16 protein-coding genes are annotated in these 13,912 nt (G+C 68.5%); 4 read left to right on the top strand and 12 right to left on the bottom strand.

All coding sequences use genetic code 11. The features are described 5' to 3' along the window. Positions 1–126: 126 nt before the first annotated feature. The 3 genes from AC1DB8_RS01255 to AC1DB8_RS01245 form a co-directional block, all read right to left on the bottom strand. Entirely contained in the window at positions 127–516 is a 390-nt protein-coding gene (locus AC1DB8_RS01255; RefSeq protein ID WP_441416776.1) for a hypothetical protein, read from the bottom strand. A gap of 93 nt (positions 517–609) precedes the next feature. Further along, complete coding sequence (locus tag AC1DB8_RS01250; protein WP_441416775.1) at positions 610–1,029, bottom strand: DnaJ domain-containing protein; 420 nt, start codon at positions 1,027–1,029, stop codon at positions 610–612. A 120-nt stretch (positions 1,030–1,149) separates the two neighbouring features. Continuing rightward, entirely contained in the window at positions 1,150–1,575 is a 426-nt protein-coding gene (locus AC1DB8_RS01245) for an Hsp20/alpha crystallin family protein (RefSeq protein WP_441417825.1), read from the bottom strand. A gap of 149 nt (positions 1,576–1,724) precedes the next feature. Here AC1DB8_RS01245 and AC1DB8_RS01240 point away from each other — a divergent pair, with 149 nt between their 5' ends. After that, the gene (locus tag AC1DB8_RS01240) at positions 1,725–2,012 is read left to right on the top strand and encodes a MerR family transcriptional regulator (protein ID WP_441416774.1); all 288 of its coding nucleotides are present in this window, start codon (positions 1,725–1,727) and stop codon (positions 2,010–2,012) included. Positions 2,013–2,041: 29 nt separating this feature from the next. Here the strand turns inward: AC1DB8_RS01240 and AC1DB8_RS01235 are convergent, their stop codons facing one another. Next, the gene (locus AC1DB8_RS01235; RefSeq protein WP_441416773.1) at positions 2,042–2,821 is read right to left on the bottom strand and encodes a phosphatase PAP2 family protein; all 780 of its coding nucleotides are present in this window, start codon (positions 2,819–2,821) and stop codon (positions 2,042–2,044) included. A 123-nt stretch (positions 2,822–2,944) separates the two neighbouring features. Here AC1DB8_RS01235 and AC1DB8_RS01230 point away from each other — a divergent pair, with 123 nt between their 5' ends. Further along, entirely contained in the window at positions 2,945–4,042 is a 1,098-nt protein-coding gene (locus AC1DB8_RS01230) for a DNA alkylation repair protein (protein WP_441416772.1), read from the top strand. 116 nt (positions 4,043–4,158) lie between these two features. Next, positions 4,159–4,368: a hypothetical protein gene (locus tag AC1DB8_RS01225; RefSeq protein WP_476891984.1), complete on the top strand. Its 210-nt coding sequence runs from the start codon at positions 4,159–4,161 to the stop codon at positions 4,366–4,368. Positions 4,369–4,496: 128 nt separating this feature from the next. On the opposite strand, the gene manD is transcribed toward AC1DB8_RS01225, so the two are convergent. From manD to AC1DB8_RS01190, 7 genes are all read right to left on the bottom strand, one after another. Then, a complete protein-coding gene (gene manD / locus AC1DB8_RS01220) occupies positions 4,497–5,726 on the bottom strand; it encodes a D-mannonate dehydratase ManD (protein WP_346957868.1) in 1,230 nt (409 codons plus the stop codon). A 65-nt stretch (positions 5,727–5,791) separates the two neighbouring features. Next, positions 5,792–6,781 (bottom strand): sugar kinase, encoded by a 990-nt coding sequence (locus AC1DB8_RS01215; RefSeq protein ID WP_441416771.1) that lies wholly within the window; start codon positions 6,779–6,781, stop codon positions 5,792–5,794. Next, positions 6,778–7,452: a bifunctional 4-hydroxy-2-oxoglutarate aldolase/2-dehydro-3-deoxy-phosphogluconate aldolase gene (locus tag AC1DB8_RS01210; RefSeq protein ID WP_476891983.1), complete on the bottom strand. Its 675-nt coding sequence runs from the start codon at positions 7,450–7,452 to the stop codon at positions 6,778–6,780. The genes AC1DB8_RS01215 and AC1DB8_RS01210 overlap by 4 nt, the downstream gene beginning before the upstream one ends. A 5-nt stretch (positions 7,453–7,457) precedes the next feature. Next, positions 7,458–8,606 (bottom strand): galactonate dehydratase, encoded by a 1,149-nt coding sequence (dgoD, locus tag AC1DB8_RS01205; protein ID WP_441416769.1) that lies wholly within the window; start codon positions 8,604–8,606, stop codon positions 7,458–7,460. Between the two features lie 7 nt (positions 8,607–8,613). Then, positions 8,614–9,504: a carbohydrate ABC transporter permease gene (locus tag AC1DB8_RS01200; protein WP_441416768.1), complete on the bottom strand. Its 891-nt coding sequence runs from the start codon at positions 9,502–9,504 to the stop codon at positions 8,614–8,616. Then, the gene (locus AC1DB8_RS01195; protein ID WP_441416767.1) at positions 9,501–10,466 is read right to left on the bottom strand and encodes a carbohydrate ABC transporter permease; all 966 of its coding nucleotides are present in this window, start codon (positions 10,464–10,466) and stop codon (positions 9,501–9,503) included. The genes AC1DB8_RS01200 and AC1DB8_RS01195 overlap by 4 nt, the downstream gene beginning before the upstream one ends. A 158-nt stretch (positions 10,467–10,624) precedes the next feature. Beyond that, on the bottom strand, positions 10,625–11,914 hold the full coding sequence (locus AC1DB8_RS01190; protein ID WP_441416766.1) for an ABC transporter substrate-binding protein: 1,290 nt from the start codon (positions 11,912–11,914) through the stop codon (positions 10,625–10,627). A gap of 134 nt (positions 11,915–12,048) precedes the next feature. Here AC1DB8_RS01190 and AC1DB8_RS01185 point away from each other — a divergent pair, with 134 nt between their 5' ends. After that, a complete protein-coding gene (locus tag AC1DB8_RS01185; RefSeq protein WP_175323859.1) occupies positions 12,049–12,783 on the top strand; it encodes a FadR/GntR family transcriptional regulator in 735 nt (244 codons plus the stop codon). A 73-nt stretch (positions 12,784–12,856) separates the two neighbouring features. Here the strand turns inward: AC1DB8_RS01185 and AC1DB8_RS01180 are convergent, their stop codons facing one another. Further along, positions 12,857–13,888: an aldo/keto reductase gene (locus AC1DB8_RS01180; protein ID WP_441416765.1), complete on the bottom strand. Its 1,032-nt coding sequence runs from the start codon at positions 13,886–13,888 to the stop codon at positions 12,857–12,859. Positions 13,889–13,912 lie beyond the last annotated feature (24 nt).

Below are 13,912 nucleotides of genomic sequence, written 5' to 3'. Positions count from 1 at the left end.
GGCGGATCCCCTATGCAGTTGCGCTGGTGGTTGATTGATTTTAGGCCCCGGCGGGCGCCCACGCCACAACCGGCGCCGGCACCTCCGCCGGTGTGTCCGGCGCCTCCGCCCCCTGAGCCCGGCGCCCTAGTAGGTGGACTCCTCCGGCCCGAAGAGGAACTCCTTGGCATGGGCGACGGCCTTCTTGAACGCGTCATTCCGCAGGCTCAGGAGTTGCTCCGCCTCGTCCGCCGCGGGCTCAAGGTAGCCGGTAAACCCGGGCCGGAGCACCCAGATGTCCCCGGCGGGCGGTAGATAGAACACCCCGAAGGAGCGGTGCTGGCTGTCCTCGGCGGCCCAGATGGGCACCACCGCCAGCGCGGCGCCGGTGTCCACATTGATCCACTGTGCGCGCGGAAGGGGCAGTTCGTGGGCCTCCGGGTCAAGGAAGGGCGCGGTTCCTTCGCCCCACCTCTCCTCGAACCGCTCGTGGAACGCGGGCATCAGGTGCGAATCGTAACGCCGCCATGCGCTCATGGCTATCCTCCATTTTCTTGTATTCCTGCCTGCTGCTTCCTGCCTGGTGCTTCCTGCCTGGTGCGGCACGCGGCACCGCCCCTGGTTCCCGCGTCACTCCGGCCCCCGCTCCCACCGCACCGGGGTCACGCGCAGCACCGGCTGCCCGCCTCGGTGGTGCCGCACCGGAATGTCCCGGCCGACGGCGGTGCGGCCGGCGGCGGTGCCCCCGGTGTCTGCCACGCGGGCCGGGCGGGCCGGCCGGGCCGCGGAACCGGCGGCGTCATAGGCGGCCCGCGCGTCAGGATTCCGCAGCACCGAGAACGACTCAAGGATGCGGCGCGCCTCCTCCCCGCCGTCAGACCCGGCGCCGGGCCGGGCATCCGGGCCGCCTCCGGACGCCGCACCGGCGGCCGCTTCGACGTCGGGATGGCGGCGGCGCATCAGCGCGCGGAAGGAGCGCTGGATCTCGGCCGGAGACGCATCCGGCGCGACGTGCAACGCGGCGTAGAAGCCGCGCGGGTCGCGGTTCATCGGCTCACCTCCTGGCTGGCCGGACGGGGCTCGGGCCGATCAGGCGGGGATCCGGCCGCACGTTCCGGCCGGCCGGATCCCCGCACCGCCAGCGGTCCGAAGCGTCCGCCGCCGGCGCTGTTACTTCCCGATCTCCTGCATCTTGTCCTGCGTGTGCGTGATTTCAATCTTCCGCGGCTTGGCCTGCTCCAACACCGGAATCCGGAGCGTCAGGACGCCGTCGGCGTAGCTCGCCTTGACCTTGTCGGTGTCCAGCGTGTCGCCCAGGATCAGCTGGCGGCTGAATACTCCGCGCGGCCGTTCCGAGGCGATCAATTCAACGTTGGGCTGCGTCGGGTCGCGCCGTTCGGCCCTGACGGTCAGGACGTTGCGCTCGATGTCGAGATCCACCGAGTCAACATTGACGCCGGGAAGATCGAACGCGACGACGAATTCGCCGTCCTCCTGCCACGCGTCCATCGGCATGGCGGCGGGCCGCGCCGCCGTTCCGAAGACTTGCTGGGTCAGCCGGTCCAATTCACGGAACGGGTCCGTACGCATCAACATCATTTCCCACTCCTTCATACGAGAGTCTTGAATCTTCCTGCCTATCCAGCCCACTCGGTTATCTGTGGTGGTGGATATAGATTTTTTATAGCACCAGTGCCAAACTGATGCAACAGGAAATTTTTCGACCACACGAAGGGACGTGAGCCATGGCGGAACGTGAAGCGGACGTCGGGGTGTACGCGATCTCCGTGGTGGCTCAGCTGGTCGGGACCGGGCCGCAGAACATCCGGCTTTACGAGCGCAGGGGACTCCTGACCCCGGACCGCACGGCGGGCGGAACGCGGCAGTACAGCGAGACGGATCTGGTGGTGCTGCGGCGGATCAGTGAGCTGCTGGACGAGGGGCTGAACCTCGCCGGCGTCGCCAAGGTGCTGGAACTGGAAACGGCTAATGCCAAGCTCCGTGCGGAGCTTAAACGACGCGGGGCGCGCTGACCGGCAGCGCGCCCCGTCTTCGCCGGCGCCTACTCCGCGCCGGTCTCCTGCTTGGAGAGTTCACCGGTGATCCGCTCGCCCGGGATCCTGGCGGTCCGCCAGGTGTCCAGCAGGATCACGGCGCCCAGGATCACGAACGAGATGGACAGCGAGGCAAGGGCATCGGTGGTCCAGTGGTAGCCGAGGTACAGCCGGCTGAGCGCGGCGAAGAAGATCCCGATGCCGGCTACGGCGAAGCCCGCGACGGCGGCTTTCGGGTTCTTGCGGCGGGAAAAGATCAGGAACGTGGTGATCAGCAGGAAGTCACAGGCGCCCAAGACGTGGCCTGACGGGAACGAGAACGTGGAGTCAGCCCCGAAGAGCATAAGGTCCACCGGCGGGCGCTGCCGGCCGACCGACCGGCCGATGATCTGGGCCAGGATGACCCCGGTCAGCATGCCACCGGCCAGCACCATCGGCCGCCAGGCGTGCTTGGCCAGCAGCCCCCACGCCACCGTGAACACCAGGATGATGATCGGCAGGCCGATGGGTCCGAAGACAATGGCCAGGATGATCATGATGGTCGTGGCCGGCTCCCCGCGCAGGGCCACGAGCCCGGAGCGCACCGGCTCGTCAACGGCGGTGATACCGCCGTGCTGCAGCACGCTAACCAGGATGGCAATGAACGCCACGACGCCGACGACCATAAGCCCGACGGCGATCCGGTACAGATTCCGCCGCGCATCCACGCTCATGTAGCGCTCCTCCACCACAAACTTGTCATGGAAGACCCGCCACCAGCCGGATTGCCCGGTTTTCTGCTCTGCCATTGCCGTATCCGCCTCTGCGCCGTGTGTGGACATTCCCAACGTGAAGAATATCCCGGTTCCCGCGCCGCGGGCGCGTCGGACCGGCAGCCGGTCCCGCGCCGTTCCCGCCGGTAGCCTGAACCCATGGGTGTCATGAACGAACTGATCAACCCCGGGGTGGTCGGCTCGCTGGGACGGATCCTTGCCGCTGCTTCCCCCGGCCGCCGCTTCCCGCAACTGGCCGGCACGGCCGGGCAGCTGGACGGGCTGGGCCTGCGCGAACGCACCGACCTGCTCAGCAGCGCCCTGCTCACCGATCTGCCCGCCGACTACACCGCTGCGGCGGCGGTCTTCCGCCAGGCGCTGAAGGACCCGGACTTCACCGGCTGGATGATCTGGCCGGTCAGCGAGGCGGCCGCCACCCTCGCCCTTGCCCGGAGGGGCCCCGCCGATTTCGAGGACTGCTTGTCGCTGCTCGCCGAGCTGACTCCGCGGCTCACGGGTGAATTCGCCATCCGGCGGCTCCTGGATGCGGACCTCGACCGGGCCCTGACGGTCATCCAGCGCTGGACCAGCCACCCCGACTGGCAGGTCCGACGGCTCGCCAGCGAGGGCACCCGGGCGTACCTGCCGTGGGCAATCCGTGTTCCCGGACTCACGGCCCGGCCGGCGGCAACCCTCCCGATCCTGGACGCCCTGTACCGCGACCCGGTCGAGGATGTCCGGCGGTCGGTGGCCAACCACCTGAACGACCTGGCCCGGCATGCCCCCGACGAAGTGGTCGCCGCCGCAGCGCGCTGGCTGGCGGAGCCGGACGCGAACACCGCCAGGGTGGTCCGCCACGGCCTGCGGACCCTGGTCAAGAAGGCCCACCCCGGCGCGCTGGAGTTGCTCGGCTTCGCGCCGGCGTCGCTCGCCGTGACGCCTCCCCGACTCGACCGCACCGTCGTGGAACTGCCGGGAGACCTGGGCTTCGATTTCGACGTCGCCAACACCGGCCCGGCGGAGGCCCGCATCGCCGTCGACTACGTGGTGCACTACGCCAAAGCCAACGGCGTCCTCGCGGACAAAGTGTTCAAGCTCGGCACGGCCGTCCTCGGGCCGGGTGAATCCAGGACATTTTCGAAGCGCCACGCCTTCCGCCAGATGACCACCCGGGTCCACCACCCCGGCGACCACGCGCTGCAGCCGCAGGTCAACGGGGTGCGCTATCCGGGGGCCGGTTTCACGGTGCTGACCTAGGCTCCGGAAACGGACGGCGGCGTGCCCGCGTGGTGATTTGACTCACATTTAAATCAGACGTTATCCTCGCTTCAGCCGTTGGCCCCGCGGCGACCACCTCCCGGAAAGACAGTGCGATGACGACAGCAAGCGAATGCATCGAGATCCTGGTCGACAATCGCCAACTCCTGGACGACCGGCTCAACGACGCCGTCCAGGGGCTGCAGCGGCTCGCCATGCTCACCGGCACCCACGGCATCCTGCTGACCCGGCACAAGCCGGGGCACTACACGGCCGCACTTTCGGACCAGGTCCCCTTCGGGATGACACGGGAAGTCGTCCGCTAGGCCGCGGGCGCGGCGGCCCGGGGACGACGCGCCCCGGCCGCTAACCAGACCAGGTCCCGGGCGGCTGAGCTGCGAATCGCCGCCCGGGACCTTTTTGGCTTCAGCGGCGGTTCACCAGCCGTGGCCAATCACCAGTCATGGACGGTGCCGTCGACGAGGCGGTTGTAGGGCAGGTAGGCCTGCTGGTACGGGTAGGCCGCGGCGGCCTCCTCGTTGAACTCGACGCCGATGCCGGGGGTCTCCCCCGGGTGCAGGTAGCCGTCAACGAAGGTCATGGACTGCTCGAAGACCTCGTTGGTTGCATCCGAGTGCTGCATGTATTCCTGGATCCCGTAGTTGTGGATGGCCAGGCCCACGTGCAGCTGCGCGGCGAACCCGACCGGGGAGATGTCCGTGGGGCCGTGGAAGCCGGACTTGATCTGGTACTGCGCGGCGAAGTCCATGACTTTCTTCAGCGGCGAGATACCGCCGAAGTGCGTGGAGGCGGCCCGGACGTAGTCGATCAGCTGTTCCTTGATGATGGTCTGGTAGTCGTACACGGTGTTGAAGATTTCACCGATGGCCAGCGGCGTGGTGGTGTGCTGCCGGACCAGGCGCAGCGCCTCCTGGTTTTCCGCCGGGGTGCAGTCCTCCAGCCAGAACAGGTCGTAGGGTTCCAGCGCCTTGCCCAGCTTCGCGGCCTGGATCGGCGTCATCCGGTGGTGCCCGTCGTGCAGCAGCGGGATTTCCGGTCCGAACTCGTTCCGGACCGCCTCGAACACCGTCGGCAGGTGCCGCAGGTAGGCGCGGGTGTCCCAGTCCTCCTCCTGCGGGAACGCACCGCGCCCGGCGGGTTCGTAGTCGTACCGCTCCCCCGAGGCCTGTGCCTGCGCCGCGACCCCGTACACGGCCTTGATGCCGGGCACGGCGGTCTGGATCCGGATCGACTTGTAGCCCAGCTCCAGGTGTTCGCGGACCGAGTCGAACAGCGATTCCAGGTCCGAGCCGGAGGCGTGGCCGTACGCGCGCAGGCCGTTCCGGGACGCCCCGCCCAGCAGCTGGTAGACGGGCATGCCGGCCAGCTTGCCCTTGATGTCCCAGAGCGCCATGTCGACGGCGGCGATCGCGGCCATTGTGACGGGGCCGCGGCGCCAGTACGAGGACCGGTAGAGGAACTGCCAGGTGTCCTCGATCCGGTGCGGGTCCTTGCCGATCAGCAGCTGCGCAACATGCTCCTTCAGGTACGCGGCGACGGCCAGCTCACGGCCGTTGAGGGTGGCGTCGCCGATACCGGTGACACCGTCCTCGGTGGTGATCCGCAACGTGACGAAGTTGCGGGAGGGGCTGGTCACAAAGACTTCGGCGGCAATGATTTTCACGGCTGGTCCAGGCTTTCGGTGTCGGTCGGGAGGGATTCCGGGATGGTTCCGGAAGGTTGGGGGTCTTAGCGCTGGGTGCTTCCGTCCGGGGCGGTATCCAGCAGCGCCAGTTCCGCGGCGCTGGGGAGGCCCTCGCAGTCACCGGCGGTGCTGACCGCAAAGGCGCCGGCGAGGGTGCCGCGCTTGAGGCGGGCGGCGACGTCGCCGCCGTCGAGCAGGGCGGAAAGATAGCCCGCGGTGAAGGCGTCCCCCGCACCGACGGTGTCGATACTGGTCACCGGCACGGCGGGGGCCTCCCAGCGGCCGGCTGCGGTGTGGACCCCGGCGCCGGCGGCGCCGCGCTTGACCACGACCTCCCGGACACCGCGCTCCAGGAGCTCGGCGGCCATGGCCAGTTCGGCGGCTTCGGGACATGCCCCGCTGCCGGCGTCCCCCAGGCCTGCGGCCCCCATGCCGGCGACCAGCCCGAGTTCGTCGTCGGAGGCGACCAGGACGGTCGCGTGCCGGGCGATCGGGGTGAGGACGGCGCGGGCCTCGTCACGGGACCACAGTTTGCTGCGGTAGTTGACGTCGAGGGAGACCGCCAGGCCTTCGGCTGCGCCGCGCGCGGCCGCGTATTCGACGGCACGCCGGGCATCCGGGCTCAGTGCGGCGGTGATACCGGTCAGGTGCAGGACGCGCGGGCCGGCGACGAAGGCCCGGTCCACGTCCTCGCGGCTGATCGTGGACCCGGCGGAACCGGCCCGGTAGTAGTAGGCCCGGCTGATGTCCGCCGTGCGCCGTTCCAGGAACATCACCCCGGTGGCCCGGGCCCCATCCACCCGGTGCTGCACCGCGATGCCCTCGGAGCGCAGCTGCCGGAGGATGAACTCGCCATGCGGATCCGCGCCGACGACGCCGGCCCAGGCAACACTGTGGCCCAGCCGGGCGACGCCGACGGCGACGTTGGACTCCGCCCCGGCCACGTGCATGCCGAGGCTGCCGCCGGCGGACAGCGGCCCCGCGGAGCGCAGCGAGACCATCGATTCGCCCAGGGTGAGCAGGTCGACGGTCACCGCGCAGGCTCCGCGGCCATCCGCCGGCCGTATCCGGACGCCAGGTCGACGAAGGCGCGGGCCCGTTCGCGCATCGGGGCAAGGTTCCCGCCCGAGCCGGCGTCGCCGAACAGCGGGCCGCCGAGTCCGACGGCGATAGCGCCGGCGTCCCAGTACCCGGCCGCCTCGTCGAGCCCGACGCCGCCCACGGCGATGAACGGGATACCGGGGAAGGGGTCGCGAAGTGCCTTGAGGTAGCCGGGACCGCCGATGGAGGCGGGGAAGAGCTTCACGGCGGTGGCACCGCGGTTCATCGCCTCGTAGGCCTCGCTGGGGGTGAGGGCCCCGGCCAGAACGGGGATCCGCAGGCGGGCGGCTTCCTGGATGGAGCTGGCGAGCGAAGGCGTCACCATGAACTGTCCGCCGGCGCCGGCGACGTCTTCCACGTCCGCGGCGGTGAGGACGGTGCCGGCCCCGACGAAGCAGCCGGCGGGTGCGGCGGCGCGGACCGTGCGGATCGCTGCCAGCGCGTCCGGGGTGGTCAGGGCGATCTCGACGTAGCGGAAGCCTTCCTCCATGGCCGCGAGGGCAGCCTTGGCGGCGGCCCCGCCGTCGGTGCCGCGCACGATCGCCACCAGGCGGGTCTCACGGATTCCGGCCAGCAGGTTCTCGGGGGTGGGTTCGGATGTCATCTCATTCACCATTCTGCGAAGGCGCCGTCGGGGTGGCGCCAGACCGGTCCGCGCCAGGCGTGGCCGCGCTTGTCCGCGGCACGGACCACGGCCTCGTCGATCTCGATGCCCAGGCCAGGCCCGGTCAGCCGTTCGATGTGGCCGTCGACGAATTTCAGCGGACTCTTGTCCACCACGTAGTCAAGGACCTCGGCGCCCTGGTTGTAGTGGATGCCGATGCTTTGCTCCTGGATCAGGAAGTTGGGCGTCGCGAAGCCCACCTGCAGGCAGGCGGCGAGTGCCAGCGGGCCGAGCGGGCAGTGCGGGGCCAGCTGGACCTCGTAGATTTCGGCGAGCGAGGCGATCTTGCGGACCTCGGTGATGCCGCCGGCGTGTGAGAGGTCCGGCTGGGCCACGGCGATGCCGGCCTGCAGCGCGGGCAGGAATTCCTGCCGGCTGTAAAGCCGCTCGCCGGTGGAGACCGGCGTCGTGGTCGATGAGGTGAACTCCCGGAGCAGGTGGGTGTTTTCCGGGACCACGGGTTCTTCGAGGAAGAAGGGCCGGTACGGTTCCAGCAGCGGCGCCACGCGCCGGGCGTTTGCCAGGCTAAAGCGGCCGTGGAAGTCGACGGCGACGTCGCGGTGGTCACCGAGCACCTCGCGGGCGGCGGCGACCCGGCGGACGACGCCGTCGAGTTCGGCGACGGAGGCGATCGGGCTCATCCGGCCGCTGGCGTTCATCTTCACCGCGGTGAGACCTACCTCCAGCTGGGCGCTGATCTGGTCCGCCACCTCGTTCGGCTCGTCCCCGCCCACCCAGCCGTACATCCGGATCCGGTCGCGGACGTGGCCGCCCAGGAGCTGGTGCACGGGGGTGTTGAAATGCTTCCCCGCGATGTCCCACAGCGCCTGGTCCAGACCGGAGACGGCGCTGGCCAGGATGGGCCCGCCCCGGTAGAAGGAGCCCTTGGTCATGACCTGCCAGTGGTCCTCGATCCGGAGTGCGTCGTTGCCGATCAGCAGCTCGGAGAGCTGGTCGACGGCGGTGCGCACCGTTTCGCTGCGGCCCTCGCAGCTTGCCTCGCCCCAGCCGACGATCCCGCTGTCGGTTTCGATCCGGACGAAGAGCCAGCGCGGCGCGACGAGGAAGGTTTCAATCCTGCTGATGCGTGTCATGTGCTGCCTAGCCCTTGGTCGCACCGGCGGTCAGACCGGAGACGATGTACTTCTGCGTGAAGAGCGCAATGATCATGATCGGGATGGTGACCACCGTGGCGGCCGCCATCAGCCCGCCCCAGTCGATGCTGGCGTAGGAGACGAAGTCGAAGATCGCCACCGGCAGGGTCTTGGTCTTGGAGCCGGAGAGCACCAGGGCGAACATGAAGTTGTTCCACGAGAAGATGAAGGACAGGATGCCGGCGGTGGCGATACCGGAGACGGACAGCGGCAGCGTGATGCGGCGGAACGCGCCGATCGGGGTGAGGCCGTCAACCTGGGCCGATTCCTCCAGCTCCAGCGGCAGCGAATCGAAGTAGCTCATCATGATGTAGACGATCAGCGGCAGCGCGACGAACATGTGGCTGAGGATCAGCACCTCGAAGCCGCCCACCATCTTCAGGTTGGAGAAGACGTAGTACCAGGGCACCAGCAGCGAGACGCCCGGGATGACGCGGGCCATCAGGACCACCAGGGCCGAGCGGTGCATGGTGAAGCGGCTCATCGCGTAGGCCGCCGGGACGCCGAGGACCAGCGACAGTGCGGTGGAGACGAACGCCACCCAGAAGCTGTTGAAGATGAAGACGAAGTAGTTGTTCCGCTGCAGCACGTTGGCGTAGTTCTCGCCAGTGGGAGTGAAGACGAACGACTTGGCCGTGTCGTAAATGTCCACGTTGGTCTTGAAGGACGCCAGCAGCATCCAGATCAGCGGCGCGACCAGGAACAGCACCACCGCGACCAGGGCGGCAACACGGAACACCTTGTAGGCGCGGGTGGCCAGCGGCTTGCGGCGGCGCGGGGCCGGTGCCTGCCGGGCGGCTGCGGTCCGGGATTGGGTGTCTTGGGTCTGGACGGTCATTTGCTTACCGCTTTCTTGCGCATGGTCAGCAGCCACATGGTGCCGATGATGATCATGAAGAACAGGATCAGCACCGCGGAGGAGAGCCCGTACTGGTTGTAGTCAAAGCTCAGGCCGTAGGCGTAGACGTTGAGGGTCTCCACCTCGTGGAAGGAGCCGCCGCCCTTGCCCTTGGTGGCGTAGAGGATGTCGAAGGTCTTCAGGGCGTCGATGCCGCGCAGCAGGATGGCGACGATTACCGTCGGCATCATCAGCGGCAGGGTGATGAAGAAGAAGCGCTGGGCGGCGTTGGCGCCGTCCATCCGGGCAGCCTCGTCCGGTTCCTCGGAGAGCGAGGTCAGGCCGGCAAGCAGGATCAACACGACCATCGGGGTCCACTGCCAGATGTCCATGAAGATCGTGGTGCCCAGGGCGGTGTCCTGGCCGGACAGCCACGGCTGCGGCGGGATGCCGATCATGCCGAGCAGCTGGTTGACGAAGCCGATGTTCGGGTCGAAGATCAGCCGCCACATCATGCCGACGGCCACCGGGGTGGCGACAAGCGGCAGCAGGATGGCGACCCGCACCCATTTTTCGCCGCGGAAGGGCCGCCACAGCAGCAGGGCGATGCCCATGCCCAGAACGACCTCGCAGACCAGGGCGACGCCGGTGAAGGACAGCGTGCGGCCGACGGCGGGCCAGAACCGTTCGACGTCGGAGAGTACCGTCACGTAGTTCTCCAGGCCGATGAACTCGGATGCGGCGCGGACCGACCCCTGCGAGTCCGTCAGGCTCAGGTACAGCGTCCAGGCCAGCGGAAAGATGATCAGGACGCCCACGAAGATCATGGCGGGCGCGGCGAAAAGCCACTTGCGGTGCCGGTTGGCCCAGGCGGAGAAGTTCTCCCCCGGGCCGGGCGTGCGGGCCGCGCTGCGGCCGGCGCCGCGGGTGGTGCCGCCGCGGGAGGTGTTCAGTACAGACATGGTTCACCTAAGGAGTTGGGGGTGAAGTGAAGAGCGTTGCCGCGGCGGGACGGCGGCTGGGCAGCCGTCCCGCCGGGCAGTGTTGCGTCAGGCAGTTTGCGTCACAGTTTGTGACGCAGTTTGCGAAGCAGTTGCGTCAGGCGCGGTGCGCCGGAGCGCTACTTCTTTTCGCTGTCCAGGAACTTCTGGAAGGCGTCGTTGGCGGTGTCAGCCGCTGCCGAGGCGTCGCCCCCGGTGATGGTGGCGACGATCGGGGCACCGACGATCTCGCGGGCCTTGCCCACGGTGACAACCTGGGGACGGTCGTGGCCCACACCGGCCTTGGCGCTGGCGGCGATGGCCTCGGCCAGGTCCTTCGGGTAGGTGGAGGTTCCGGCCGGGTCGGCCCAGACCGAGGCACGCGGACCGGGGACGCCGGCCTTCTGTGCTGCCAGCGTGCGTTCCTTGCTGGTGGCCCACTGGATGAACTTCCAGGCGTTGTCCTGGTTGCCGGACGCCTGGTTGACGGCCAGGCCCCACGACGGGATGTTGTACGGCTTGGAACCGGCGGGGCCGGCGGGCAGCTGGGCAAAGCCGACCTTGTCCGCGACCTTGGACTTGGCCGGATCGGTGGCGTTCTTGTAGAGCGAGTCCGCTTCGGTGTAGAAGGCGGCCTTGCCCTGGGTGAAGATTGCCATCGCCTCGGGCCAGCTCATGTCGGTGCTGACGTTCTTGGGGCCGTAGTTCTTGATCAGGCCGCCGTAGAAGGAGTAGGCCTTCTTCGCTGCGTCACTGCCGACGGCGGACTTGCCGTCGGCGTCGGTGAAGTCACCGCCGAAGCTGTAGAGGAAGCTGGAGAACTGGGTCACGGCCGCGGACTTGCCGGTGCGGGCCACGAAGCCGGCGGTGTCCGGGTTGGCGGCGGCGATCTTCTTGGCGGCGGCCTCGAGCTCGTCCATGGTCTTGGGGACCTGGATGCCGGCGGCCTGCAGCAGGTCCTTGCGGTAGTAAAGGACTTCGCGTTCGGTGATGATCGGGACGCCGACGACCTTGCCGTCCACCGTGGTGGCCTTGACGGGTCCTTCCTGGTAGTCCTTCCAGTCCCAGTTCGCGTCCGAGGAGACCTTGGACGTCAGGTCAGCGAGGTAGCCGTTCTTGGCGAACGCCTTGCCCTCCTGCAGCGGACGGTACATCATCACGTCGATCTCGTCGCTGCCGGCGTTGAGCTTGACGTTGTACTGGTCCGAAAGCTGGTCTTCGCCGAGCTGGGTGAGTTCGACCTTGAGGCCGGTCGCCTTTTCGAATTCCGGAATGGCGGCCTTGATGCCCTCGGTCCATACGTGGTTGGCCAGCGTGACCCGGACCGTGCCGGCGGCCTTGGCGTCGCCGCCACCGCCGCCGCAGGCGGTCAGCCCGAGCGACAGCGCCGCGGCTACGGCCGCGTACTTCACAATTGAACGTCGCTTCATTACGACTCCCTTGTCTTCAGGGCCGGATCAGGCTCCAGCCACCCGCGGATGCATCTTTACATCTGCTCTGGAGCGATCTTAGAGAAATAAAGCAGACTTAAACAACCCCTTGCGCCCACCCGTATGATTTATTCATGCAAACCCCAAAGGCGGAGTCTTCAGCAGACCTGCACTCCGTGCTCGTCCAGACCCTGGGGCTCGCTATTGCCGAGGGGAGCCTGGCGCCGCACTCGATCCTCCGCCTGGACGAGCTGGAGGCGCAGCACAGCGTGTCGCGCTCGGTGGTGCGGGAGGCCACCCGGGTGCTCTCCTCGATGGGCATGCTGGAATCCCGGCGCCGGCTGGGCACGGTGGTGCAGCCGGAGGAGTCCTGGAACCTCTACGACCCGCAGGTGATCCGCTGGCGGCTGGCCTCATCCAGGCGGGTGGACCAGTTGCGGGCGCTGAACGAACTCCGCGGCGCGATCGAGCCGCAGGCGGCCCGACTGGCGGCCGAACGGGCCTCCTGGGACACCGGCAGCGATCTCGTCGCCCAGGCCGCGCGGCTCTGGGCGGCCGGGCAGCGCGGGAACCAGGACGAGTTCCTGCGGCTCGACATCGAGTTCCATGCCTCCGTGCTCCGGGCCTCGGGCAACCCGATGTTTTCGCAGCTGCACAACTTGGTTGCCGAGGTCCTCACCGGCCGCACCGAGCACGGCCTGATGCCGCACCTGCCCCAGCACGAGGCGCTCCAGCTGCACGTGGACGTGGCCAGCGCCATCCAGCGCGGCGAGATGGACACCGCGCACGCGGCGATGCGCCGGATCGTGGAGCAGTCCACCGAGGAGATCGGCGACATCTGGTCCAGCCACCAGGGCGGTCCGGCCTAAGAACCACGACGCGGGGTCAGATACGGCCCATGTTGGGCCCCGGGATGGGCCGTATCTGACCCCGCGTTGTTCCCTAGCGGCCGCCCTCGAGCTTTCGGCTGCGCTGCTCCTGGGCCATGGGCCCGTACGGATAGACGCCGACGCGGGGCTGGCTGACCTCGGTCAGCCGATCCGTCTCAGCGTCGGTAAGCCGGAGGTCCGCTGCCGCCAGGTTGTCCGCGAGCTGCTCGGTGCTCCGCGCCCCCAGGATCACCGAGGTGACCGCCGGCCGGTCCGCCAGCCACGTGAGCGCCACCTGGGATGGGCTCACGCCGTGCCGCCCCGCCGTTTCCTGCACCTCGGCAATGACGTCCCAGGTCCGCGGGTCACCGTTGCGGGCCTCCCACGCCTCCATCCCGCGTTTGGGATTTTCGCCGAGCCGGGTGGCGCCGGCGGGCGGCTGGTCGCGTTTGTATTTGCCGGACAGCCAGCCGCCGCCCAAAGGCGACCAGGGCAGCAGGCCGATGCCGGCGTCGAGCGCTGCCGGGACGATTTCCGACTCGATCTCACGGACCAGCAGGCTGTACTGCGGCTGCAGTGTCACGGGCGCGCTCCAGCCCTGGGCCCTGGCCACGTGGACGGCCTTGGTCAGCTGCCAGCCCAGGAAGTTGGAGAAGCCGTAGTAGGCGATCTTGCCGCTGCTGACGGCGTCGTGCAGGAACCGGAGGGTCTCCTCCAGCGGGGTCACCGGATCCCACGCGTGCAGCTGGTAAAGGTCGATCTGCTCGACGCCGAGCCGGCGCAGCGAGTCATCCAACGCCCGGGCCAGGTGACGGCGGGAGGTCCCGACGTCGTTGGGTGCCTGGCCCATCGGGAAGCGTCCCTTCGTCGCCACGACGGCCCGGTCCCGGAGCTCGGGCCGTTCGGACAGCCACCGGCCGATGATTTCCTCCGACACCCCCGAGCTGTAAACGTCGGCAGTGTCGATGAAGTTGCCGCCGGCCTCGAAGTAGGCGTCCAGGATGGCGCGGGACTGCTCCTCGCTGGCCTCGGCGCCGAAGGTCATGGTGCCCAGCGCATAGTTGGAGACAACGGCGCCGCTGTTGCCCAGGGTGCGGTATTGCATGGAACTCCTCAGTGGTCGGTGGGG

Source organism: Arthrobacter sp. 10N410 (assembly GCF_056394945.1).
Note: the sequence above shows the minus strand (reverse complement) of the source record. Positions and strands in the feature narration are given on the sequence as shown.

What these genes read in the sequence shown, in the direction of transcription:
- AC1DB8_RS01255 (WP_441416776.1), bottom strand. Translation starts at nt 516, where the DNA reads ATGAGCGCATGGCGGCGTTACGATTCGCACCTGATGCCCGCGTTCCAC.
- AC1DB8_RS01250 (WP_441416775.1), bottom strand. Translation starts at nt 1,029, where the DNA reads ATGAACCGCGACCCGCGCGGCTTCTACGCCGCGTTGCACGTCGCGCCG.
- AC1DB8_RS01245 (WP_441417825.1), bottom strand. Translation starts at nt 1,575, where the DNA reads ATGTTGATGCGTACGGACCCGTTCCGTGAATTGGACCGGCTGACCCAG.
- AC1DB8_RS01240 (WP_441416774.1), top strand. Translation starts at nt 1,725, where the DNA reads ATGGCGGAACGTGAAGCGGACGTCGGGGTGTACGCGATCTCCGTGGTG.
- AC1DB8_RS01235 (WP_441416773.1), bottom strand. Translation starts at nt 2,821, where the DNA reads ATGGCAGAGCAGAAAACCGGGCAATCCGGCTGGTGGCGGGTCTTCCAT.
- AC1DB8_RS01230 (WP_441416772.1), top strand. Translation starts at nt 2,945, where the DNA reads ATGGGTGTCATGAACGAACTGATCAACCCCGGGGTGGTCGGCTCGCTG.
- AC1DB8_RS01225 (WP_476891984.1), top strand. Translation starts at nt 4,159, where the DNA reads ATGACGACAGCAAGCGAATGCATCGAGATCCTGGTCGACAATCGCCAA.
- AC1DB8_RS01210 (WP_476891983.1), bottom strand. Translation starts at nt 7,452, where the DNA reads ATGACATCCGAACCCACCCCCGAGAACCTGCTGGCCGGAATCCGTGAG.
- dgoD (WP_441416769.1), bottom strand. Translation starts at nt 8,606, where the DNA reads ATGACACGCATCAGCAGGATTGAAACCTTCCTCGTCGCGCCGCGCTGG.
- AC1DB8_RS01200 (WP_441416768.1), bottom strand. Translation starts at nt 9,504, where the DNA reads ATGACCGTCCAGACCCAAGACACCCAATCCCGGACCGCAGCCGCCCGG.
- AC1DB8_RS01195 (WP_441416767.1), bottom strand. Translation starts at nt 10,466, where the DNA reads ATGTCTGTACTGAACACCTCCCGCGGCGGCACCACCCGCGGCGCCGGC.
- AC1DB8_RS01190 (WP_441416766.1), bottom strand. Translation starts at nt 11,914, where the DNA reads ATGAAGCGACGTTCAATTGTGAAGTACGCGGCCGTAGCCGCGGCGCTG.
- AC1DB8_RS01185 (WP_175323859.1), top strand. Translation starts at nt 12,049, where the DNA reads ATGCAAACCCCAAAGGCGGAGTCTTCAGCAGACCTGCACTCCGTGCTC.
- AC1DB8_RS01180 (WP_441416765.1), bottom strand. Translation starts at nt 13,888, where the DNA reads ATGCAATACCGCACCCTGGGCAACAGCGGCGCCGTTGTCTCCAACTAT.